The sequence below is a fragment of the Pseudoalteromonas sp. D15MCD-2 genome, from assembly GCF_038562745.1.
Taxonomy (GTDB): domain Bacteria; phylum Pseudomonadota; class Gammaproteobacteria; order Enterobacterales; family Alteromonadaceae; genus Pseudoalteromonas.
This window is the reverse complement of sequence record NZ_JBCFQE010000001.1, coordinates 3,024,500-3,047,770: the sequence shown is the minus strand read 5'-3', so window position 1 is coordinate 3,047,770 and position 23,271 is coordinate 3,024,500. Positions and strand designations below refer to the sequence as shown.

Here is a 23,271-nt window from a genome sequence, read left to right as displayed (position 1 = left end):
TTTATTGCCACAATCTAACAGAAAAAGTAAGGCTATTACATCAGTCTTGTCTGATTTTAGGAAAATTGCAAAAAAAATTAACCTAAAACTCAGTTGTTTAGAATGTGTTTTGGTACTTTTGTATTGGTTTTTATGGGTTCAAATTCATGAGAATCTATAAATAAAATCAATACCCTAGTGAGAGTGCATTAGGTACTTTTTGTGCAGCTTTTGCACATCAGCTTTTACTTCTTCAAGAGGGCGGTTGTTATCCAAAATATCACCCGCTTTTTGTTTTTTATCAGCTCTGCTCATTTGTGAAGCGATAATTTGCTTAGCTAATTCTACAGAGACATTATCACGGGCTGTAGTTCTTGTTATTTGTACATCGACCGGAACATCAATTAATAAGGTATGGTTGCAGTATTTTTCTAAGCCATTTTCAAAAAGTAAGGGAGCAACTAATATGACATAGTGGCTGGTGGCCAGCTTTAATTGGCTCAGCATTGTTTCTCGAATAAGTGGGTGCAATAAGTTATTTAGCCATTGCTTTTGTGATTCATCGGCAAAGATAATAGCCCTTAGTTTTGCGCGATCAAGCGTGCCGTTACTCGTGAGTATCTCATCACCAAAATGTGCTTTAATTTTTGTAAGGCCAACAGAGCCAGGCTCGACGACTTCTCTGGCAACTATATCGGCATCAACCACCTGAATACCAAGCTCTTCAAACATGGCGCTTACTGCACTTTTGCCTGAGCCAATACCACCGGTTAGCCCTAAAACCCAGTTTGCCATAATTAGTAACCTAAATAGTTAAAGTAATAACTTTTAATTTGCTCACCCCATAGTAAGGTGACCCATCCTGCGATGGCAAGATAAGGCCCAAACGGGATTGGCGTAGTTTTGTCTTTACCTTGAATAATGATTTGCGAAATGCCGATGATGGCACCGACGACACTTGATAGCAGCACGATAGTTAAAATATCTTGCCAGCCAAGTAGCGCACCAAACACGGCTAACAGCTTAAAGTCGCCATAACCCATGCCTTCTTTACCTGTAGCAAGCTTAAACAACCAATAGACACTCCATAAGCTTAGGTAGCCAACTGCAGCGCCGGTAATGGCATCGCTCGGTGCAATGGTAATATCCATAGTGGCCGCAATCAGCGCAAGCCAAACGAGTGGCAAAGTGAGTTGGTCAGGCAGTAACATGTGATCTATATCGATAAAGGTTAAAGCGACTAACACCCAAGTAATCAATATATAAAGAAGAGCTAGCTTAGTTGGTCCAAACACGACAGCAACAATTAAACTTAAAACCGCTGTAAGCATTTCAACAATAGGGTAGCGCACAGAAATCGGTGTTTGACAATTTGCACAGCGACCTTTAAGCAATAGCCAACTTAAGACAGGGATATTTTGCCAAGCTTTAATCGGTGCTTTGCATTTAGGGCAAGTTGAATTAGGTTTTACTAAATTAAAGGGAGCTTGTTCTGTTTGCTGTTTTGAATTGAGCTCATCGGCCAATACAATACGGCACTCAGTTTGCCATTCTCTTTTCATCATCAGTGGCAAACGATAAATCACCACATTCAAAAAGCTACCAATACACAGGCTTACTAAGCCCACCGTCAAAAAATAAAACCACTGCTGACTTTGCATCGCAGTGGTTATATCAAGAAAAAAGTTTTCCATTAAAGTACCTAACTTCTGGCCATTTGCAGGCCGATATTATTTCGCTGTGTTGAAGCGTTTTTATTATTTATTTTATGTAGCAAGCAATCAACTAGCGTTTATAGTTTTGCTTACAGCTTACAGCTTACAGCTTACAGCTTACAGCTTACAGCTTACAGCTTACAGCTTACAGCTTACAGCTTACAGCTTACAGCTTACAGCTTACAGCTTACAGCTTACAGCTTACAGCTTACAGCTATGTTTAAATCACCGAACCTAATTGGAATATAGGCAAGTACATAGCAACAATTAACCCACCAACAAGCACACCTAAAACCGCCATGATAAGGGGCTCAAGTAAGCTTGATAAACCATCAACGGCATCATCAACTTCTTGTTCATATATCGTTGCTACTTTAGCAAGCATACCATCAAGTGAACCCGACTCTTCACCAATAGCAACCATTTGAACGACCATATCAGGGAAGATTTTAGTATTGCGCATCGCCCAGTTCATTAAATTACCAGAACTGACCTCGGCTTTGATTTCTAAAATCGCATAACGATACACAGCATTACCAGAAGCACCCGCAGCTGAGTCGAGTGCATCAACGAGGGGGACACCAGCAGCAAAAGTAGTTGATAAAGTGCGAGCATAGCGCGCAACCGCTGCTTTATTCAAAATCATACCAATAACAGGCAGTTTTAATATCGCTCTATCGTTAGCATCTCTGAGTTTTTTACTCTTAAGGAGGGCTTCTTTATATGCAAAACCAGTTGCGATAACAGCAATCAGAATTATCCACCAATATTCCTGCATAAACTCAGAAATACCAATCACCATTAAGGTAAACCCAGGAAGCTCAGCTCCAAAGCCATTAAAAATATCTTGGAATTGCGGCACAACGAAGATAAGCAAAATTGAAGTTACAATGACCGCAACAACCAAAACTGCAATCGGGTAAAACATGGCTTTTTTAATTTTTGATTTGAGTGCTTCAGCTTTTTCTTTATAAAGTGCTACTCGGTCAAATATTTTATCAAGTGCGCCCGATTGCTCACCTGAGGCCACTAAATCGCAATATAAATCATCAAAATAGCGTGGGTGTTTTCGAAGCGCTTGAGAAAGAGGCACACCCGCTTTTACCTCATCGCCTATACCTTCCATTAATTTTTCGACACTTTTATTTTTTGTACCACTTCCTATCATCTCAATAGTTTGAATGAGGGGAACACCTGCCATCAACATGGTTGCAATCTGTCGTGTAATTAAGGCTACATCTTTTGGTGTAATTTTTTGAACAGACTTTATACCGAATAAAGGTTTAGCCTTTCGTTTGACCTTTGACGGTGTTATTCCTTGCTTACGCAATTGAGCTTTTACTAAAGCAATACTTTGCCCAGAAAGTTCACCTTCAAGCTTTTTACCTCTAGCATTAACACCAACCCATTCAAAGGTGTCTTGGGTTGCTGTACTTTTAGGATTATTCATTTTATTGACAACCTTTAAGTCTAATCAATATTAATTTGCTTGAGAAACTCATGGGGGTTCTCGCATTGTTTAAAGACACCATTAATAGCATCCTTTTTAAATTGTAGACACAAAGCTAAAAACATAGATTTTATTATATCTTTATTTTCAAAATGAGAAGCAGGAAACCATTTATTATTCTTCAAATCAACAATTATTAAATCGTCCATCATACTTGGGAAGGTAGCCAATTTGTAGTCACCTTTAATGATGCTTCTTTGTTTGCTTTCTAGTGCTTTAGGATAGATTTCAGGTTTCACTATTAATTTACCATCAGAGTTAATCTTATAGAAATAAATACCATTAGCAATAGTTTGTAGTTCATCAATAATTTTATTAGAAGTTACAATTGGATTAATTGAGCTTTCGCTATATACGGGTCTATTAGATGGTACTTCATCAATAGACATACCATCACTATCATTATCAAGTTGTAAGCATTTCATCAGAGAAGGCTTTATATCAATTAAACTATAGTTGTAATCATCATTACCAGTAAATATCTGATCACATTCTTTCGCTTTGCCAAATGTAGCAATTGAAAGAAGGACTTCAAATTGTGAATTCGACAGAACATTTGTACCATGTCCTTGACTGTTAGTAATGAAGTTTGATTCAGGTATAGCATTTTTAGGGCCATCAGATGGATGCTCGAAACTTTCGCCATGGTCAGATAAAAAGATCACTATTGCATTATCTAAGTAGCCTGCTTCATCAAGATCATTGACTAAGCTTGAAACCTGTAAATCTGCTTCTCTAAGCATTGACTTATATAAATAAGTATATGGATCATCAGGATTTAACTGTTCATTAGGCAAGAATAATGGAACCCTAATTTTAAATGGGTAGTGAGGTAATGTAAAATGAGTCGCCAAAAATATTGGAGAAGAACTTATACTGATTTGTTTTTTTATCTTATTATTGAAGTCGCTTGGCTCATATGTAACATAGGCAGCTCTATTCGCTTTTATATAAGGGAATATTTCATTTATTAGTGAAACGTTACTAGCTAATGCCATCTGAGGTAAATTTGCTAAGTTTGCTAAAATAAACTCAGCGGCATTTGCTGGTGGACCTATTATTGTTTCAAAGCCATATGACTGATCTATATTATTGAACCTTCTTTCATCTTGGGCGTATATAGTTGTATATCCTTGACTTTTTAATACCCATTGAAGCATGCCAGTCTTTACCAGAGTTTTCTCTTCTGTAAGGTTAAAACGTGCGCCAGTGTTGATCGGCAGCTTTCCTGATAGAATTGAAAACCATGATGGAAATGTTCTTGCATTAGGGGTAGTTACATTGTTAATTTTGCCATTCTTGTTTATTTGAGACCATATAAAAGGTGTTAAAGCAGGAGATATAAAGTCAGGGCGTAAAGAATCTACTCCTATGACTATTATATTAGGGTGTTCAGCAGGTTCATTATGAACTTTATTATTTACGCTTTCAAATTCAAAGAAAGAGAATAATATCAATATTGATAATAAAGTGATTTTATAAGTGTTTCTTAAGTTTCTAATTGATAAAAGCAACAAAGTTAGAAAAATAGCTAATGTTATTGGGAATAATAAATCAGGGATGTTTGTTCCAATTGAAAATGAAGATAAGGGGTATAGTGTGCTATTTCCTATTAATATTGAGCTGCATATAATTAACCAAGTTAATAGAGTAATGAATGGTACTTTTGCAAATTTAGTAATGATGAGTGTAGCGAATGTAGCTAACAAAATATGAAGTAATACTAATGTGAATAAAGCGATCAAGAGCTCAAAAAGAAACCTAGGTGTAGTAATAGCGTTATAAACTATTTTTGTAATTTCAGTATTGACACTGTGCTCTGATAAAGAAACTGAGTTGAAAATTAGATTTGCGAGTGTTAGTAAAGCGATTGAAAAGCTAATTAGTATATTTTTTTTATAATTTTTCATTTAAATAAAAGCCTCAGTAAATTGCTGAGGCTTTATGTTTCCATATAAATTAAGTTATTAACGACAGTTTGCTGGTTTATATTTGTCGTCAACAGTACCTGCAGTACAAGTCCATGTGATTGACCCTTTAGTATTGTCTACTGTAGGGGTTAGGATAATTGTTGTTCCAGAGGCTACTTTATCATTATAAGTAATAGTAATAATACCAGACGCACCAACTGCTACTGAATTGACTGCATTACCAGTGATATTTGAAGCTGCTGGTAAACCAGCTGCTGTGTTTGTTGTTGGTAGAGCTGCTTGAGAAACATAATATTCAGTTACAGCTGCTTTTGCCGAAGCGCCAAGTGTAATACCTTCACTAACGTGTGCGCGTTTTGTGTAATCTTGATAAGCAGGCAGTGCTACCGCTGCCAATATACCGATGATTGCAACCACAATCATTAATTCAATAAGGGTGAAACCCTGTTGCTTTTGTTGTGTCATTTGTTCCTCTCCTAAAGGATATGATGATTTAGTAAGTTTAGCTGTAACTTCAGCGTTGTAAAACAGTGCTCAATTTACAGGATAAATCTTACAGTTTTACTTAAAACTACTTTTATTAACCTTTAAATGTTAACAAAGCAGCAAAAACTTTACTTGTTAAGCGTGTATAAATTTACTTTAGCATCAATAAATGTTTTTGGAAGCTATTTTCCTGTTCAGTAAGTAGTTTTTCAGAACTTTCCTACCTTTGTTTGATGTAAAATAAGCTTAGTTACACATATTTGTACTATTTATAGACACCGCATCCTTGCAGGAACTTATTGAATTGATTGCAATCTTGTGTAGGTTCAGGACGTGCGTATACAAAATAGTCAAAAGCGCTGAAAAGATATTGATTTTTTGTTATCTATTCAGGCTTTTTACGTATTTAATGCTTTTTTTATTTTCTTGTCAACGAATTAGGTAAAACATTAAATACGTACAAGAGAAATTTTAGCCGTTAAATCGCATTGAAAGATCGATTGATTGTAAATTTTTTGTAAGTGCACCACTTGAAATAAAGTCAACACCGGCCTGTGAATAGGCTTTTAAAGTTTCAAGAGTCATGTTGCCTGATACCTCAAGCTTTGCTCGCTTGTCTGTTAGCACAACTGCTTGTTGAATTTGCTCTACAGTAAAGTTATCAAGCATGATGATATCAGCGCCAGCTGTGATCGCTTGTTCAAGCTCATCAAGTGATTCTACTTCTACTTCAACTGGTTTAGTCGGGTGGTTTACTTTAGCTTGAGCGACTGCTTTATCAATACCACCACAGGCTGCAATGTGGTTTTCTTTAATTAGGAACGCATCAAAAAGGCCGATGCGATGATTCGCGCCACCACCACAGTTCACAGCGTATTTTTGTAGCGCACGTAAACCTGGAATTGTTTTACGCGTGTCGAGTAGCTGAGTGGTGGTTCCTTCAAGCTCTTTTACATAATGAGCTGTTGTTGTTGCTGTACCTGAGAGTGTTTGTACAAAGTTAAGAGCAGTGCGCTCTGCAGTTAAAATTGCGCGAGCTGAGCCTGATGCTGTAAATAGTGTACTATTTGCCGCTACTTTGTCGCCGTCATTTACGAGTACTTCAACGTTTACATTAGGGTCGACTTGCTTAAATACTTCTAAAATAATGTCTTTACCACAAAACACACAGTCTTCACGAGTAATTACTTTGGCATCGGCTAGCTCGTTTTCTGGAATTAGTTGCGCGGTAATATCACCGTCATTTGCGCTTTGGTAATCTAAATCTTCATCAAGGGCGAGTTTTACCAGCTGGCTAATTAAAGTGTGAGGGACTGACATGTCGAAAGCTCATTGTTTATTAATAAATTGGCGAAATTTTACTATGTTTAACCCCTTAATAGAAGACAAAGATCGGCCACATTAAAGTATCCTTTCTCTTACTTTAAGTGATTGAATCAAAGCAACTAGACCCTGAGATTTTAACCCTTTACACTATTTAACTTTATTGTCATCGTTAGTTTTTAATATGCATATAAATGAATTGGGCCAATTAAACAATGTGTTACAAAGGCCCTGTACACATTACGATGAGCGCCCTGAGGGCGAGGTGTCATTACTTGTTATTCATAATATTTCATTGCCTGCTGGGCAGTTCGCAACGCCTTATGTTGATGATTTGTTCATGGGGGCAATTGATTGTACGGCGCACGAAAGCTTTACTGATTTAAAAGGCTTAAGAGTGTCTGCGCATTGCTTTATTCGTCGTACCGGTGAAATTATTCAGTACGTGCCTTTTGAGAAAAGGGCTTGGCACGCCGGTATCTCAACGTTTGAAGGCAGAGAGCGCTGTAATGATTTTAGCGTGGGCATTGAGCTTGAAGGTACCGACAACCAAGCGTATACCCAAGCCCAGTATAATGCATTACACTTAGTGACTATGGCGTTGATGGCAAAGTACCCTGAGATAAACCGTTCACGCATTGTAGGCCACTGTGATATTGCACCGGGCAGAAAAACTGACCCTGGTGCGAGTTTTGATTGGCAATACTATTTTGATTTAGTGTTTTAGTTAAAGGATATAGGTAAAAGCATGATCTTAATTTCAATAATTATTGCTTTGGTAATTGAGCGTTTAGGGGCTCGAGCTAACTACTGGCAAATCGGTTTTTATGCCAATACCTACCTTAAGCACTCGCAAAAACAACTCTCAGAAAAAGGCTTATTTAATTCGCCAATTGGTTTTTTGATTTGGTTAATGCTGCCTGTCGTTGCCGCAGGTTTAGTTTATCAACTCTCTGATTTTATTATTTGGCAACTAGCTGTGAATGTTGCTGTGCTGCTGGTGTGTTTTGGTTGTGCTAAGCAACGTGCTTTATATAAGTCTTACTTAAATGCGTTAACCCGCAACGATCAAGAAGCGGCAACCCTATTTGCGTTACAAATGGGCCAAAAGAAGACAGAAGATGACCCTCATGGTGAGACTTTTGGCCAAACTTTAGCTTGGTTAAATTTTCGCTTTTATTGTGCAGTTATTTTTTGGTTTGTGGTTTTAGGTGTGCCTGGCGCGGTGCTTTACGCATTAGTTCGTACTTTTGCTGACAAAGTAAGGGATGATCACAGTGTTGCCTATGCTAAGCGTTTTAAACTAGTACATAGCTTACTGTTTTGGCTCGATTGGTTACCAGCTCGGGTTGCAAGCTTTGGTTATTTAGTGATTGGTAACTTTAATAAAGGTACCAGTTGTTGGCTCAAGTATGTGCTCGACTTTTCAGTGAGTAACCGAAAAGTAGTTACGCAAACTGCACTTGCCGCTGAGCAAATTGAGCAGCAACATTTTGGCTGTACTTATGAAGCCACCTGTATGATGAAACTTGTAAAAAGAAATGTATTATTCTTTTTAGTGATCATCGCAGCACTTACTTTATTTGGTGGTTTGGCGTAGCGTGTAAAGTTAGCAAGTTACGAGATGTAGGACTGGCTTTAGCCGGGAATGTGTTTGAGTTAGCAAGTTTCAAGAGTAAAGCTTGTAGGAAAGTTACTAGTCATGAATCTCTGCTGTTGCACTTTGATTGAGTTTTAATTTTTCAGCACTGAAGAGCATCCTACTTCGAATATTTTTCAGCATTCAATTCAACGATGCGGGGTAAACCGCTGCTACAAAGCTACTCAATTCATCTAACATCTAATACCTGACCACTAAAAGTTCTGCCGTTTAATCTGGTCTGACCATTTATTTTTTATTGTTTTTTCCTTCAGAAAAAGCCACTTTAATCCATACTGTTTAATCTTTAGACGAATTACGTTAGGGTGTAACTAGGCGCTGAACGTAGTGAAATTGACAGAAATACGGGTTTTTGATAACGTATGCGACAAATTTGGTATGACCAATTTACCTTTTTGGTCAAAGCACAAGGCTAAATACCCGATATTTATGGGGTTAGCGCATAACAATGCGGACGTTAATAAATGTCTTTAAAGATTAAAGCAGCAAAATTATCTGATGTAATTTTACAACAACTTGAGAATATGATTCTTGAGGGGTCGTTGGCGCCAGGCGAAAAGCTGCCTCCTGAGCGTGAGTTAGCGAAACAATTTGAAGTATCGAGACCTTCACTGCGTGAGGCAATTCAAAAGCTAGAAGCTAAGGGGTTAGTAACGCGTCGCCAAGGTGGTGGAACGTTCGTAAAAAATCAGCTTGAAGAGGGGCTCACTGATCCGCTTTTTGATTTGATTAGTAAGCATCCAGAGTCACAATTTGATTTACTCGAATTTCGTCATGCCCTTGAAGGAATTGCAGCATATTATGCAGCTATGCGCGGCACAACGAATGACTTCAGAAAAGTAAAACAAAGTTTTGACAACATTGCGCTCGTTAATGACGACATTGTGCAAAAAGCAAAAGCAATTAATGCATTTCATTTTAGTGTGGCAGAAGCGTCTCATAACGTTGTACTGCTACATTTAGTACGTGGTATGCAGGCCTTGCTAGAGCAAAATGTATTACAGAATTTAACTGTACTGTTAAAAAAACCACAGATCAGCCAGCAGCTCGCAGAACATAGACGACTGTTGATGGATGCGGTTATTGAAGGAAACCCAGAGCAAGCACGTCTTGCTAGTAATGCTCACTTAGCCTTTATCGAAGAAGCCTTACTTGAGGCTGGCAAAGAGCATTCGCGGATTGAACGTAGTTTAAGACGCACCAAACAACATTAAGCAAGTGATTAGCTAAGTTTAGTTAACTACTTAATTTTAAGATTTATTAAAATAATTAGTATTTTAAACATAAGGAAACCTCCATATGTCTGAAGTCAATAAAATTGACGTAGACGCGCTAGAAACACAAGAGTGGTTACAAGCCCTTGAGTCTGTTGTGCGCGAAGAAGGTGTTGAACGTGCTCAATTCTTACTTGAGCAAGTGTTAGAGCAAGCCCGTTTAGACGGTGTTGATATGCCTACTGGCACAACCACTAACTACGTTAATACCATCCCGGTAGATCAAGAACCTGCTTACCCAGGTGACGTAAACATTGAGCGTCGTATCCGTTCAATCATTCGTTGGAATGCGATCATGATCGTATTACGAGCGTCGAAAAAAGATCTAGACTTAGGCGGCCATATGGCTTCTTACCAGTCTTCAGCTGCATTCTATGAAGTATGTTTTAACCACTTCTTCAAAGCACCAAACGATGTAGATGGTGGTGATTTAGTTTATTACCAAGGTCACATTTCTCCAGGTATCTATGCACGTGCATTTGTTGAAGGTCGTTTAACAGCTGAGCAGCTTGACAACTTCCGTCAAGAAGTTGATGGTAAAGGTCTTCCTTCATACCCACACCCTAAGTTAATGCCTGAATTCTGGCAGTTCCCTACGGTATCAATGGGTCTTGGTCCAATTGCATCAATCTACCAAGCTCGTTTCTTAAAATACCTAGACGGTCGTGGCTTAAAAGACACTAAAAACCAACGTGTATACGCTTTCTTAGGCGATGGTGAAATGGATGAGCCAGAATCACGTGGTGCAATCTCATTCGCTGCGCGTGAGAAGCTAGATAACTTATGTTACCTAATCAACTGTAACTTACAGCGTTTAGATGGCCCAGTAATGGGTAACGGTAAGATCATTCAAGAGCTTGAAGGCCTATTCAAAGGTGCAGGCTGGAACGTGATTAAAGTTGTATGGGGTAGTGGTTGGGATATCCTACTTGCTAAAGATACATCAGGTAAATTACTGCAGTTAATGAACGAAACGATTGACGGTGATTACCAAACATATAAAGCAAAAGACGGTGCATATGTTCGTGAGCACTTCTTCGGTCGTTACCCAGAAACAGCAGCACTTGTTGCTGATATGACTGATGAAGAAATCTTCGCACTTAAGCGTGGTGGCCATGAGCCTTCAAAACTTTACGCTGCATTCAAAAAAGCGGAAGAAACCAAAGATCGTCCTACTGTGATCCTAGCTAAAACTGTAAAAGGTTACGGCATGGGTGAAGCGGCTGAAGGTAAAAACATCGCGCACCAAGTTAAGAAAATGGACATGACTCATGTTGAGCACCTACGTTCACGTTTAGGTCTACAAGATTTAGTTTCTGATGAAGAAATTAAAGACTTACCATATCTTACTCTTGAAGAGGGTTCTGAAGAGTACAAGTATCTTCACGCTCGCCGTGAAGCGCTTCAAGGTTACACACCTAAGCGTATTCCTAAGTTTTCTGAAAGCTTAATATTGCCAGAAGTTGACGCGTTTAAGCCACTACTTGAAGAGCAAAAACGTGACATCTCTACAACAATGGGCTTTGTACGTGCACTTAACGTGTTACTAAAAGACAAAGGCATTGGTAAAAACATCGTTCCTATCATCGCTGATGAAGCGCGTACATTTGGTATGGAAGGTTTATTCCGTCAAATCGGTATTTATAACCCACATGGCCAAAACTACACGCCGCAAGACCGTGACATCGTTTCTTACTATAAAGAAGCAACATCAGGTCAGGTACTACAAGAAGGTATCAACGAGTTAGGTGCAATGTCATCATGGGTTGCTGCTGCAACATCATACAGCACTAACGATTTACCAATGATCCCATTCTACATCTACTACTCAATGTTTGGTTTCCAACGTGTAGGTGATATGGCGTGGATGGCCGGTGACCAACAAGCACGTGGTTTCTTACTAGGTGCTACGGCAGGTCGTACTACACTAAACGGTGAAGGTTTACAGCACGAAGATGGTCACAGCCACATTCTTGCTAACACGGTTCCTAACTGTATTTCTTATGATCCGACATTCGCATACGAAGTAGCGGTAATCATGCAAGACGGTATCCGTCGCATGTACGGTGAAGACCAAGAAAACGTGTTCTATTACCTAACGCTAATGAACGAAAACTACCATCAACCGGCAATGCCAGAAGGCGCTGAAGAAGGTATTCGTAAAGGTATCTATAAGCTTGAAACTGTGGCTGGCGATAAAGCGAAAGTACAGTTACTAGGTTCAGGTACTATCATGATTGAAGTGCGTAAAGCGGCACAAATCCTGAGCGAAGAGTATGGTATTGGTTCAGATGTATTCTCTGTAACGTCATTCAATGAGTTAACTCGTGACGGTCAAGACGCTGAGCGTTTCAACATGCTTAATCCAGAAGCAGAGCAAAAGACTGCTTACATCACGGACGCATTAACTGATGCCGTGACTGTTGCAGCAACAGACTACATGAAGAACTACGCAGAACAAGTTCGTTCATTCGTACCAAGCAGCAACTACAAAGTGTTAGGTACTGATGGTTACGGTCGTTCTGATAGCCGTGAAAACTTACGTCGTCACTTCGAAGTGAATGCTGGTTATGTTGTGGTTGCAACACTATCTGAGCTTGCTAAACGTGGTGAAGTTGAGAAGTCAGTAGTTGTTGAAGCAATCAAGAAATTCGACATCGACACAAACAAAGTTAACCCGCTATACGCATAAGAGGTTCCAATGAGTATTGAAATTAATGTACCAGATATCGGTGGCGATGAAGTTGAAGTAACCGAAATCCTTGTTAGCGTTGGTGATAAGGTTGAGGTTGACCAATCGTTATTAACGGTTGAAGGCGACAAAGCATCAATGGAAGTACCTGCTGCACAAGCAGGTACGGTTAAAGAAATTAAAGTAGCTGAAGGTGATACGGTAACGACGGGTTCACTTATCATGATCTTCGAAGGTGAAGAACAAGCTGCGGCTCCTGCAGAGGCTAAAGAAGATGCGCCAGCTCCAGCAGCTGCGCCTGCAGCTTCTGCTGTGCAGGAAGTAACTGTGCCAGATATCGGCGATGATGAAGTTGAAGTAACTGAAATCATGGTTGCGGTAGGTGACACGGTTGAAGAAGAGCAATCTTTATTAAGCGTTGAAGGCGATAAAGCATCAATGGAAGTACCTGCTCCAATCGCGGGTACGGTTAAAGAGATCAAAATTGCGACTGGCGATAAAGTGAAAACGGGCTCTCTAATCTTCGTTTTTGAAACAGCTTCAAGCGGTTCAGAAGCGCCTGCTGCAGAATCAGCACCAGCTGAAGCAGCGCCGGCAGCAGCGGCATCAAGCACTAAAGAAGTTAACGTGCCTGATATCGGTGGTGACGAAGTTGAAGTAACCGAAGTGATGGTTGCTGTAGGCGACAAGGTTGAAGAAGATCAATCAATCTTAAACGTTGAAGGCGATAAAGCATCAATGGAAGTACCTGCACCATTTGCTGGTACTGTTAAAGAAATCAAAGTAGCTGCTGGGGATAAAGTATCAACTGGCTCACTTGTCTTTGTATTTGAAGTAGCGGGTAGTGCACTAGCAGCAGCGGCACCTGCTCCTGCTCCTGCAAAAGCTGAAGCAGCGCCTGCACCTGAAAAGCCAGCATCAGCACCTGCAAGCAACGAAGGTTTTGCAGATAACAAAGCGTATGCACATGCATCGCCTGTTGTTCGTCGTTTAGCGCGTGAGTTTGGTATTAACCTAGCAAACGTAAAAGGCACGGGTCGTAAGAATCGTGTTGTGAAAGAAGACGTACAAAACTACGTGAAAGACCTTGTGAAGAAAGTTGAGTCAGGTCAGCTGTCTTCAGGTAAAGGTAATGCTGGTGGCGGTGAGTTAGGTCTTATCCCTTGGCCTAAGGTTGATTTTGCTAAGTTTGGTGAAATCGAAGAGAAGAAACTTTCTCGTATCCAGAAGTTATCAGGTGCTAACTTACATCGTAACTGGGTGCAAATCCCGCATGTTACACAGTTTGACGAAGCTGATATCACAAGCCTTGAAGCATTCCGTAAAGAGCAAAATGCGCTTGCTGAGAAGAAAAAGCTGGGTGTTAAAATCACACCTCTTGTATTTGTGATGAAAGCAGCGGCGAAAGCATTAGCTGAATTCCCAACGTTTAACTCTTCACTGTCTGAAGACGGCGAAAGCTTAATCTTGAAGAAATACATCAATATCGGTGTTGCAGTTGATACGCCAAATGGTCTAGTTGTTCCAGTGTTCAAAGATGTTGATAAGAAAGGCATCATTGAACTTTCTCGTGAGTTAATGGATATTTCTAAGAAAGCACGTGACGGCAAGCTAACTTCATCTGATATGCAAGGCGGTTGTTTCACAATCTCAAGCCTTGGTGGTATCGGTGGTACAGCGTTCACGCCAATTGTGAATGCACCAGAAGTTGCTATCTTGGGTGTATCTAAGTCAGAAATGAAACCTAAGTGGAATGGCAAAGAGTTTGAACCTAAATTAATGGTTCCATTATCAATGTCATACGACCATAGGGTTATTGACGGTGCACTAGCAGCACGCTTTACTGTGACGCTAGCAAGCTACATGAGCGATATTCGTCAATTGGTGATGTAATCGTCTCATAATTTATAAGAATCAAATCCCAGCAAGTTGTTTTTTGCTGGGATTTTTACCATTGGCAATGATACAATCTTTGCCATAGAACAATCTTGGTATAGATATCTGCTCTCCCTTTCTGCCTTGCAGAAACATGGCAGTTAAACTTAGGGGCAGTGTCCCGTTCAAACATTTAAGGTAATAGCATGAGCAACGAATTAAAAACTCAAGTTGTTGTACTAGGCGGTGGTCCTGGTGGTTATTCTGCGGCTTTCCGTGCTGCTGACTTGGGCTTAGAAGTTACATTGGTAGAATCTCGCAACACATTAGGCGGTGTATGTCTAAATGTGGGTTGTATTCCTTCAAAAGCACTTTTACACGTAGCTAAAGTGATTGATGACGCAGCTGAAATGTCATCTCACGGCGTTACTTTTGGCAAGCCTGAAATCGACCTAGACAAAATCCGTGATTGGAAAGAGTCTGTAATCGGTCAACTAACTGGCGGCTTAGACGGCATGGCTAAAATGCGTAAAGTGAAAGTAGTTAGCGGCTACGGTAAATTCACTGGCAGCAACACACTTGCTGTTGAAGGTGAAGACGGTACAACAACAATCACTTTTGACAATGCTATTATTGCAGCGGGTTCTCAACCTGTTAACTTACCTTTCATCCCTGAAGATGACCGTGTAATTGACTCAACTGGTGCGCTAGAGCTTAAAGACGTTCCTGAGAAGCTACTAGTTTTAGGTGGTGGTATCATCGGTCTTGAAATGGGTACTGTATACCGTGCACTAGGTTCTGAAATCGACGTAGTTGAGTTTGCTGATCAATTAGTACCAGCAGCTGATAAAGACGTTATCAAGATCTACCAAAAATACGTTAAGAACAAGTTCAATGTAATGCTTTCTACTAAAGTTGTTGGCGTTGAAGCGAAAGAAGACGGTCTATACGTTTCATTCGAAGGCAAAAACGCACCAGCTGACGCAGTACGTTACGATAAAGTACTTGTTGCTGTTGGTCGTACACCTAACGGTAAATTACTTGACGCTGATAAAGCAGGCGTTAACGTTGATGAGCGCGGTTTCATCAATGTTGATAAGCAGCTTAAAACAAACGTTGATCACATCTTCGCTATCGGTGATATCGTTGGTCAACCAATGCTTGCGCACAAAGCGGTTCACGAAGCTCACGTTGCTGCAGAAGTTATCTCTGGTCAGAAACACTTCTTCGATCCTAAGTGCATTCCTTCAATCGCATACACAGATCCAGAAATCGCATGGGTTGGTGTAACTGAGAAAGAAGCAAAAGAGCAAGGCTTAAGCATCGAAACTGCTGTATTCCCTTGGGCTGCTTCTGGCCGTGCAATTGCTTCAGCACGTACTGAAGGTCAAACTAAGCTAATCTTCGATAAAGACTCAGGTCGTGTTATCGGTGGTGCTATGGTTGGTATCAACGCAGGTGAAATGCTTGGTGAAATCGGCTTAGCAGTTGAAATGGGCGCAGACGGTGAAGACCTAGCGTTAACTATTCACGCTCACCCAACATTAAACGAATCAATCGGTCTAGCTGCTGAAATCTTCGAAGGTTCAATCACTGACCTTCCAAACAAAAAAGCAGTTAAAAAGAAGTAAGTTCTTTTGACTAATCTTTTTAAAAACCCAGCCCCGGCTGGGTTTTTTGTTTTTAACAATAAGCTTTTTAGAGGTTAGATATCAGATGTCAGACGTTAGTTGATCGAGAGAGTGGTTTTATTTTTTGTAATTGAACAAAAGCGTGTCATACATGAAATGAATTATACTTGTTTAACCACTAACCACTAACCACTAACCACTAACCACTAACCACTAACCACTAACCACTAACCACTAACCACTAACCACTAACCACTTAGATTAATATCTATTCCCCATATTTTTAGCTACAATACGCGCCGTTTAATTATCTGGTAAATACACAGTGGCTACTATCTCAAATAATTCAGTGTTAATGCTTCGTGCTCAGCAAATGACTGAGTCTCGTCGTGAATTTAAAGCGCGAGGAGCAAAGCTAACGCGTTGTGAGCGTTGTTTATTAGCGGAACACTATTGTATTTGTGAAGGCGTTGAGCAAGCTCAGTGTGATGCCGCGGTCTGTTTACTTATGTACCATAATGAGAGTTTTAAGCCGTCAAATACTGGCCGTTTAATTGCTGAAATCGTGCCAGATAACCATGCCTTTAAGTGGGATAGAACAAATCCAGATGAAGCCTTATTAAGCTTGTTGGCAAATCCTCAGTATCAGCCAATGGTTATTTTTCCTGCCAGCGATGTTGACGACGAAGAGCGCGTGATCACCGAAGTAACTCCTATTGAAGGTAAGCGTCCATTGTTTATCTTTTTAGATGGGACTTGGCGCGAAGCAAAGAAAATGATCCGTAAAAGCCCTTATCTAGATAATTTTCCTGTGCTTTCAATTACGCCTGAAAAGCTATCTGATTATCGATTACGTGTTGCCCCGCATGAGCATCAGTTAGGCACCGCAGAGGTGGCTATTATGGTACTTGCCCTTGCAGGTGAAGAAGATGCTACACAAAAGCTTGAGCAACATTTTATTAAGTTTAGAGATGCTTATCTGCTAGGTAAGCGTAATAAGGGACGCCCAGAGCAATAACTCTTTACTAAATTTTAGGCAAAAGAAAAGCGCGTACTATCTCTAGTCGCGCTTGCGGAATCTTCTTAATTTTTTGCATCCTGCAATTGAATCTAATCAACTCCCTAAACTTTGCCAATCCATGCGATTACACTTTACTTATTGGTTCTGTGCAATATAAGGCAATCCCGCCTTGTTTCCTTGTTAGTCCTTTACATCCATGCTGGTAATTACTTTACCACTCCCTTACGTGCCATCCTGACACTATCCCTTTGTTTGCAAATCCATTGCGATGCCCTAACGGCCTGTCCTTTATTCCACTTTTTGAACTTCCTGTATAACAACGTCCTGTTGTCATGCCATTCCACATCATCCTGATGTTGTCCGTAGGTTGTCACTCCATTGCGTTACTCTTCCTGAGCCTGTCCTTGATTCCTTATTCTCCTAATGAACCTTATTCCGCGGTATTATGAGTAATGCTTCCTTATCCATCTACTCATTAAGCTTCTTGCTTAGTTGATGTAAGTAATTATAGAGAAATGGGCGAAGCTGAGTAGGTCAAAATCTTACTTAATCTGCTGGTTATTTTATTGTCATTTAAAAGATGTTGTTGTATTTCAGGTGCTTATATTGTTTTGTGCAGTGTTTGCTGGTGGTTTTTACTCAATAACTGCCATGTGGGTGAGATATGTCTTACATGCAAATTCCTAAATGGCAGTTAGGTTGATTGAAATATAAGTTTAAACGGGTGCACTTTGCCTTAACTCTAGGTAAAATATTTTGATAATTGTTACTATTTAGGTGCTATAAAATGAAGAAAACAGCCTTAGTATTACTTAGCGCATTATTAAGCGCGCCTATATTCGCTGCAGATGTAGTAAATATTTACTCGTTTCGTCAACCATTCTTAATTCAGCCTATTTTGGATGATTTCACTAAGCAAACAGGTATTAAAACTAATGTGGTTTTTGCCAAAAAAGGTTTGATTGAGCGTGTAAAGCGTGAAGGTAAGCACAGTAAGGCTGATTTAGTATTAACCTCAAATTTTAGTGCGCTGATTCAATTAGAAGATTTAGGCTTAACGCAATCAATTAATAGTGATGTGGTTAATGCGAATGTGCCAAGCACTTTTCGTGATGCCGACGGTCAATGGATAGCACTTACTAAACGTGTACGTAATGTTTACTCTGCAAAAGAGCGTGTTGGTGCACTTGCTGAATTAACTTACGAGGATTTAGCCGATCCAAAATACAAAGGTAAGATCTGCACTCGATCTGGTAAACACCCTTACAATTTAGGTTTAGTTGCTTCTATGGTTGCTCACCATGGCGAAGCAAAAACTAAGCAATGGCTTGAGGGCGTAAAAGCCAATTTAGCACGTAAGCCGCAAGGTAATGACAGAGCGCAAGTCAAAGCCGTAAAAGAAGGTTTATGCGATCTGGCGTTAGGCAACAGCTATTATTTTGGCAAAATGATGCAAGATGAGCAGCAAAAATCATGGGCTGAAGCGGTTTATATTAACTTCCCTAACCAAACAAACCGTGGCTCTCATATCAATGTATCGGGCGTTGTTATGACCCGTTATGCTAAAAACCCTGAAAATGCCTTGAAACTGGTTGAGTATATGACCGACAATAAGGCGCAAAATATGTATGCTTCAGTTAATATGGAATACCCTGTAAAGCAAGGGGTTGCATTATCTGAGATGGTTGCATCATGGGGTGAGTTTAAAGAAGATAGCCTTCCTCTTGATGAGATCAGCAAATATCGCCCTGTGGCACTGAAGCTGATTGACGAAGTAAAGTTTGATTTATAACGAGGATATTTCTCGTAACACATTTTTATAAAAGCTGTTTTTTAACAGCTTTTATTTTATCTGGTATTAATCCACTTATGCATGTGAAGTTTTCGCTGTCGCGTTGGCAGCTTATAGCCTGGCTTATTGGCCTGTTGCTTGTTACGCCATTAGGCTTTTTACTATTTGAATCTCTGCAAGGAGATTCAGATGTATTTCAGCACCTTTTCGATACTGTGCTGTGGGATTATACCCGTAATACTCTCATACTCATTGCAGGGGTAGGGCTGCTGAGCTGTGTAATAGCATTGCCGTTAGCTTGGTTAACTGCATATTGTGAGTTTCCTGGGCGTAAGCAATTTGAATGGGCATTAATGCTGCCATTAGCAATGCCAACTTATCTAATCGCCTATGTGTATACTGACTTACTAGATTACGCTGGGCCAGTACAAATCGCCCTTCGAGACTGGTTTGGTTGGCAGTCACCAGACGATTACTGGTTTTTTGATATTCGTACATTATCTGGGGCTATTATTATGATTGCCTTGGTACTCTATCCTTACTTATTCCTTATTTTTAAAACGGCACTCAGAGAGCAGTCTTTTAAACTAGTACAAGCTAGTCAGCTGATGGGTCTATCACCATTACAAAGCTTTTTACGCGTTAGTTTGCCTCTTGGTCGTGGGGCGATTGTGGCAGGGGTTACATTAATCAGTATGGAGGCCATGGCTGATTTTGCTACCGTCAATTACTTTGCTGTAAGTACGCTCACTACCGCTGTATACGATACGTGGCTTGGCTATTACTCATTAACGGCAGCGGCGAAAATTTCAGGTATCATGTTATTGATTTTGTTTTTAACCATTATGGTTGAACGCTTTAGTCGTCGCAATCAAGCTGTGTATGAACGTCAGTCAAGCGTTAACAGTGCAACCTTGTATCGCTTAAAAGGCAGTGCCGCATGGGCTGCAAGCTTGGCTTGCACAGTTGTGCTGGTATTGGCTTTTATCCTACCGGTTGGGGTGTTAGTTAAATACGCCATTGTCTATGCAGATGAAGCATGGAATGGGGCATTTTTTAATTACGCTTGGCAAAGTTTTAAAGTGGCTGTTGTGGTGAGCATTGCAACTATCCTATTGAGCTTATTGGTATTGTTTTATCAGCGCATTGCGAAACAAGCTTACCCTTTGATCCCAGGACGTTTAGCAAGTACTGGCTACGCCTTACCTGGTACTGTGTTAGCTATTGCCGTATTACTACCATTAACTCAGCTGGATGATGCGTTAAACAATTGGCTTGAGCCTTTTGGTTTATCACCAGGATTACTTTTGAGCGGCACTTTATTTGCGATGATTTTTGCTTATGTTGTTCGTTTTTATGCGATTGCGAATGGCGCGCTTGAAAGCAGTTTTTTACGTATTAGCCCATCGCTAGATATGGCCAGTCAATCAATGGGCAAAGGGCCCTTACAAACCCTTTGGCGAGTACATTTACCGCTATTAAAACGCGGCATTCTAACAGCTGGCTTGTTAGTGTTTATTGAATGCATGAAAGAGTTACCTGCGGCTTTATTACTCAGACCTTTTAATTTTGAAACCCTGGCAACTCATGTTTTTCAATATGTTAGTGATGAGCAATTGGAGCTTGCGTCAATTTCAGCCTTGTTTATCGTGTTAGTTGGGTTAATCCCTTTGTATTTCGTTAATCGTTCGATGGAGCAAAATCACTCATGAGTCATTTGATAATTAAAGACTTAGCTTATCAGTACAATGCGACTCAGGTGTTGAGTGAACTAAACCTCAATGTTGAACAAGATGAAATCGTCTGTTTGCTTGGCGCAAGTGGCTGCGGCAAAACTACTACCTTAAAGGCAATTGCCGGGATTTTACAGCCTGAGCAAGGCTATATGAGTATTGATTCAAAAGTGGTTAACGATAGTGGGCTGTTTGTTGCACCGGAAAGACGTAATATTGGCATGATGTTCCAAGACTATGCGTTGTTTCCTCATTTAACGGTAAGCGACAACATTGCGTTTGGCCTAAGCAATATGAGTAAAGCGCAAAAGCGCGAGCGTGTAGATGAAATGCTTAGCCTTGTTAAACTCGATGGTTGTGCACAGCGATATCCGCATCAGCTTTCTGGTGGACAGCAGCAACGAGTGGCAATAGCCCGTGCACTTGCTTACAAACCAAGTTTATTACTACTTGATGAGCCATTTTCGAATATTGATACACAAGTGCGTTTTGAGCTTATTGCCGATATACGTCGCATTATTAAAGATCAGCAGGTTTCTGCGGTATTTGTTACTCACTCGAAGGAAGAAGCTTTCGCGTTTGCCGACACGCTTGCGGTTATGCATGGTGGAAAAATCGCCCAACAAGGCTCTCCTGAGCAGTTATTTAGCCAACCTAACTCAAAGGTGGTTGCAGAGTTTCTTGGTACGGGCATATACTTAACGGCAAAAGTATTAACGCCAACTGAATATGAGACGGCGTTTGGTGTGGTTCACTCTTTGACGGCGAACAATGCAGATTGTCAGCAAGGCCAAGTGTATATAAGGCCGCATCATATTCAGTTGTGTGAAGCTGCGCACAGTGACGCAAACAGTTTAACTATCTTGCACAGGCGCTTTATCGGTACGCGTTATGTTTATCGTATCAATATTGCAGGGCAAGAGTGTGAAGTTGCTGCAGAGCAAGACCGCGTGTTAGCTGTTGAGCAGCCTGTAAAAATAAAAATAATGCCGCACACAGTCAATTTTTTTCATGATTAGTAATAAATAACAATCTTGAATCCTTGGCTTTGTGCAAATAACGAGAAGCTAAGGATTCACTATGGCGCAAGCGCAATCTGGGATTTGTGCTGAAGCAAACTTACATGGTTTGCACCTGTTTTTTAATGTTTACGATGGCCATGATGAGTCATTACGTAAAAAACTAAAACGCGTTAGCGTCATTCAAGATGAGTTTGCTGATCAGTTCTCAGAAGCCATGCTATCGTGTGTGGTTGCCCTTGGCGCTCAGTATTGGCCGCATATTCTGCCCGAGTTTATCCCTAGCCAATTGCAAAGCTTTCCGAATGTGACTCATAGTGAGCATGTGATTAGTGCGCAGCCATTTGACTTGTTTGTGCAAATTCGTTCAGACCGTGAAGATGTAAACCATCTATTTGCTCTGCAAATTCTAAAATTATTAACACCGGATGTTGAGCTGGTGGAGCAGGTCCGTAATTTTCGGTTTTTAGATGGACGTGATTTTAACGGCTTCATTTATGCAGGCGATACACCCCATGGCCGTCAAAAACGTAGTACAGCACTTATCGATAAACCGGGTCATTTTGAAGACCAAGGCAGTTATATTCATGTTCAGCGCTTTGTGCATGATTTGAGTGTCTGGCAGCATTTATCGTTGTCTGAGCAAGAGCAAATCATGGGGCGCACGCGTCTAGATAATACCTTGATTGTGCCTGCTGTAGAAACCAGTCATGCGGTTCGTAGTGAATTAAAAGATGAGCATGGCCAGCCACTTTTGCTAAACCAAAGCATGCCATTTGGTGATGTGCATAAGCAGGGAATTTTAATGGTTTCGTGTGCTGCGCAAGGGGATGCGTTTGAGCAGGTATTAAAGAGTCGCTTGGGGCAGGGCGATTGCTATGATCATTGGCTCGATTTTACTCAAGCCGATATGGGATCTGCGTTTTTCGCCCCGTCTGTAAACTTCTTAAAGCAACTTTAAACGGTATCGAATAAAGTGCGTACGCGATCAAGCGTTACATCGATTTCAGAAATCTTCGCAGGGGCGATAAAAATAGTGTCGTCGCCTGCAATGGTACCTAGTACGCCATCTGCTTTACCGAGTGAATCAAGTAAACGAGCAATTAATTGTGCTGCGCCTGGACTGGTGCGAATAATAATCATCATTTCGTTATGCATAATATCAATAACAAGCTGACGCAGTGGGCTTTTCGCTGTTGGCACACCCATTTCAGCCGGTAAACAATAGACCATTTCTTGTTTTGCATTACGAGTACGTACTGCACCGAACTTGCTTAACATGCGAGAGACTTTACTTTGACTAATATTATCAAAGCCTTGCTCTTTTAATGCTTCGACAATCTCACCTTGTGAGCCGAAGTTTTCTTCTTTTAATAGCGCTTTAAACGCTTTGATCAGTGCTTCTTGTTTGTCTTGTGGTTGCATGTTGCCGTTTCTTTATTCATAAAATGTAAGGTAATTCTACACAACTCTGCATATTTATGCAGTATTAGTTTACAAAGTCGTCCAAAATGCTGTGTCTTTACAGCCAAGTTTACAACTATGGTCGAAATTATACGCGAAATAAGCAGGATAAATTTGTTTTTAGTCGCTAATTTCATTATCTTTAGGGCCACAAATATTTCCTACC

Annotated in this window: 18 protein-coding genes; 11 read left to right on the top strand and 7 right to left on the bottom strand. The window is 40.4% G+C overall.

Annotation, left to right across the window (positions count from 1 at the left end; genetic code table 11):
* Positions 1-174: 174 nt before the first annotated feature.
* The 6 genes from coaE to nadC all read right to left on the bottom strand — a co-directional run bounded on the left by coaE (position 175) and on the right by nadC (position 6,941).
* Positions 175-774, bottom strand: a complete 600-nt coding sequence (gene coaE, locus AADY36_RS13985) for a dephospho-CoA kinase (protein WP_055022083.1) — start codon at positions 772-774, stop codon at positions 175-177.
* A gap of 2 nt (positions 775-776) precedes the next feature.
* A complete protein-coding gene (locus AADY36_RS13980; RefSeq protein ID WP_055022082.1) occupies positions 777-1,673 on the bottom strand; it encodes a prepilin peptidase in 897 nt (298 codons plus the stop codon).
* Between the two features lie 241 nt (positions 1,674-1,914).
* Entirely contained in the window at positions 1,915-3,144 is a 1,230-nt protein-coding gene (locus AADY36_RS13975; RefSeq protein WP_055022081.1) for a type II secretion system F family protein, read from the bottom strand.
* 20 nt (positions 3,145-3,164) lie between these two features.
* Positions 3,165-5,114: a sulfatase-like hydrolase/transferase gene (locus AADY36_RS13970; RefSeq protein WP_082423012.1), complete on the bottom strand. Its 1,950-nt coding sequence runs from the start codon at positions 5,112-5,114 to the stop codon at positions 3,165-3,167.
* 57 nt (positions 5,115-5,171) lie between these two features.
* The gene (locus AADY36_RS13965; protein WP_055022078.1) at positions 5,172-5,600 is read right to left on the bottom strand and encodes a pilin; all 429 of its coding nucleotides are present in this window, start codon (positions 5,598-5,600) and stop codon (positions 5,172-5,174) included.
* Positions 5,601-6,092: 492 nt separating this feature from the next.
* Complete coding sequence (gene nadC, locus AADY36_RS13960) at positions 6,093-6,941, bottom strand: carboxylating nicotinate-nucleotide diphosphorylase (RefSeq protein ID WP_055022077.1); 849 nt, start codon at positions 6,939-6,941, stop codon at positions 6,093-6,095.
* A gap of 187 nt (positions 6,942-7,128) precedes the next feature.
* Between nadC and ampD the strand changes: the two genes are divergently transcribed.
* The 11 genes from ampD to AADY36_RS13905 all read left to right on the top strand — a co-directional run bounded on the left by ampD (position 7,129) and on the right by AADY36_RS13905 (position 22,602).
* Entirely contained in the window at positions 7,129-7,671 is a 543-nt protein-coding gene (gene ampD, locus AADY36_RS13955; protein ID WP_054562787.1) for a 1,6-anhydro-N-acetylmuramyl-L-alanine amidase AmpD, read from the top strand.
* A gap of 21 nt (positions 7,672-7,692) precedes the next feature.
* Entirely contained in the window at positions 7,693-8,544 is an 852-nt protein-coding gene (gene ampE / locus AADY36_RS13950; protein ID WP_054562786.1) for a beta-lactamase regulator AmpE, read from the top strand.
* A gap of 524 nt (positions 8,545-9,068) precedes the next feature.
* Entirely contained in the window at positions 9,069-9,818 is a 750-nt protein-coding gene (gene pdhR / locus AADY36_RS13945; RefSeq protein ID WP_055022076.1) for a pyruvate dehydrogenase complex transcriptional repressor PdhR, read from the top strand.
* An 85-nt stretch (positions 9,819-9,903) separates the two neighbouring features.
* Positions 9,904-12,570, top strand: a complete 2,667-nt coding sequence (gene aceE / locus AADY36_RS13940) for a pyruvate dehydrogenase (acetyl-transferring), homodimeric type (protein ID WP_055022075.1) — start codon at positions 9,904-9,906, stop codon at positions 12,568-12,570.
* Positions 12,571-12,579: 9 nt separating this feature from the next.
* Positions 12,580-14,463, top strand: a complete 1,884-nt coding sequence (gene aceF, locus AADY36_RS13935) for a pyruvate dehydrogenase complex dihydrolipoyllysine-residue acetyltransferase (protein ID WP_055022074.1) — start codon at positions 12,580-12,582, stop codon at positions 14,461-14,463.
* 188 nt (positions 14,464-14,651) lie between these two features.
* The gene (lpdA, locus tag AADY36_RS13930; RefSeq protein WP_054562783.1) at positions 14,652-16,076 is read left to right on the top strand and encodes a dihydrolipoyl dehydrogenase; all 1,425 of its coding nucleotides are present in this window, start codon (positions 14,652-14,654) and stop codon (positions 16,074-16,076) included.
* Positions 16,077-16,431: 355 nt separating this feature from the next.
* Positions 16,432-17,094: a tRNA-uridine aminocarboxypropyltransferase gene (locus tag AADY36_RS13925; protein ID WP_055021207.1), complete on the top strand. Its 663-nt coding sequence runs from the start codon at positions 16,432-16,434 to the stop codon at positions 17,092-17,094.
* 790 nt (positions 17,095-17,884) lie between these two features.
* Positions 17,885-18,889, top strand: a complete 1,005-nt coding sequence (locus tag AADY36_RS13920; RefSeq protein WP_055021163.1) for a Fe(3+) ABC transporter substrate-binding protein — start codon at positions 17,885-17,887, stop codon at positions 18,887-18,889.
* Between the two features lie 77 nt (positions 18,890-18,966).
* On the top strand, positions 18,967-20,601 hold the full coding sequence (locus AADY36_RS13915; protein ID WP_055021164.1) for an ABC transporter permease: 1,635 nt from the start codon (positions 18,967-18,969) through the stop codon (positions 20,599-20,601).
* Positions 20,598-21,641, top strand: coding sequence for an ABC transporter ATP-binding protein (locus AADY36_RS13910; protein ID WP_342409103.1), 1,044 nt, complete (start codon positions 20,598-20,600; stop codon positions 21,639-21,641). The genes AADY36_RS13915 and AADY36_RS13910 overlap by 4 nt, the downstream gene beginning before the upstream one ends.
* Positions 21,642-21,702: 61 nt before the next feature.
* The gene (locus AADY36_RS13905) at positions 21,703-22,602 is read left to right on the top strand and encodes a Dyp-type peroxidase (RefSeq protein WP_054562779.1); all 900 of its coding nucleotides are present in this window, start codon (positions 21,703-21,705) and stop codon (positions 22,600-22,602) included.
* Here the strand turns inward: AADY36_RS13905 and argR are convergent.
* Positions 22,599-23,066, bottom strand: coding sequence for a transcriptional regulator ArgR (gene argR, locus AADY36_RS13900; protein ID WP_054551012.1), 468 nt, complete (start codon positions 23,064-23,066; stop codon positions 22,599-22,601). The two genes, AADY36_RS13905 and argR, sit on opposite strands and share 4 nt — an antisense overlap.
* Positions 23,067-23,271 lie beyond the last annotated feature (205 nt).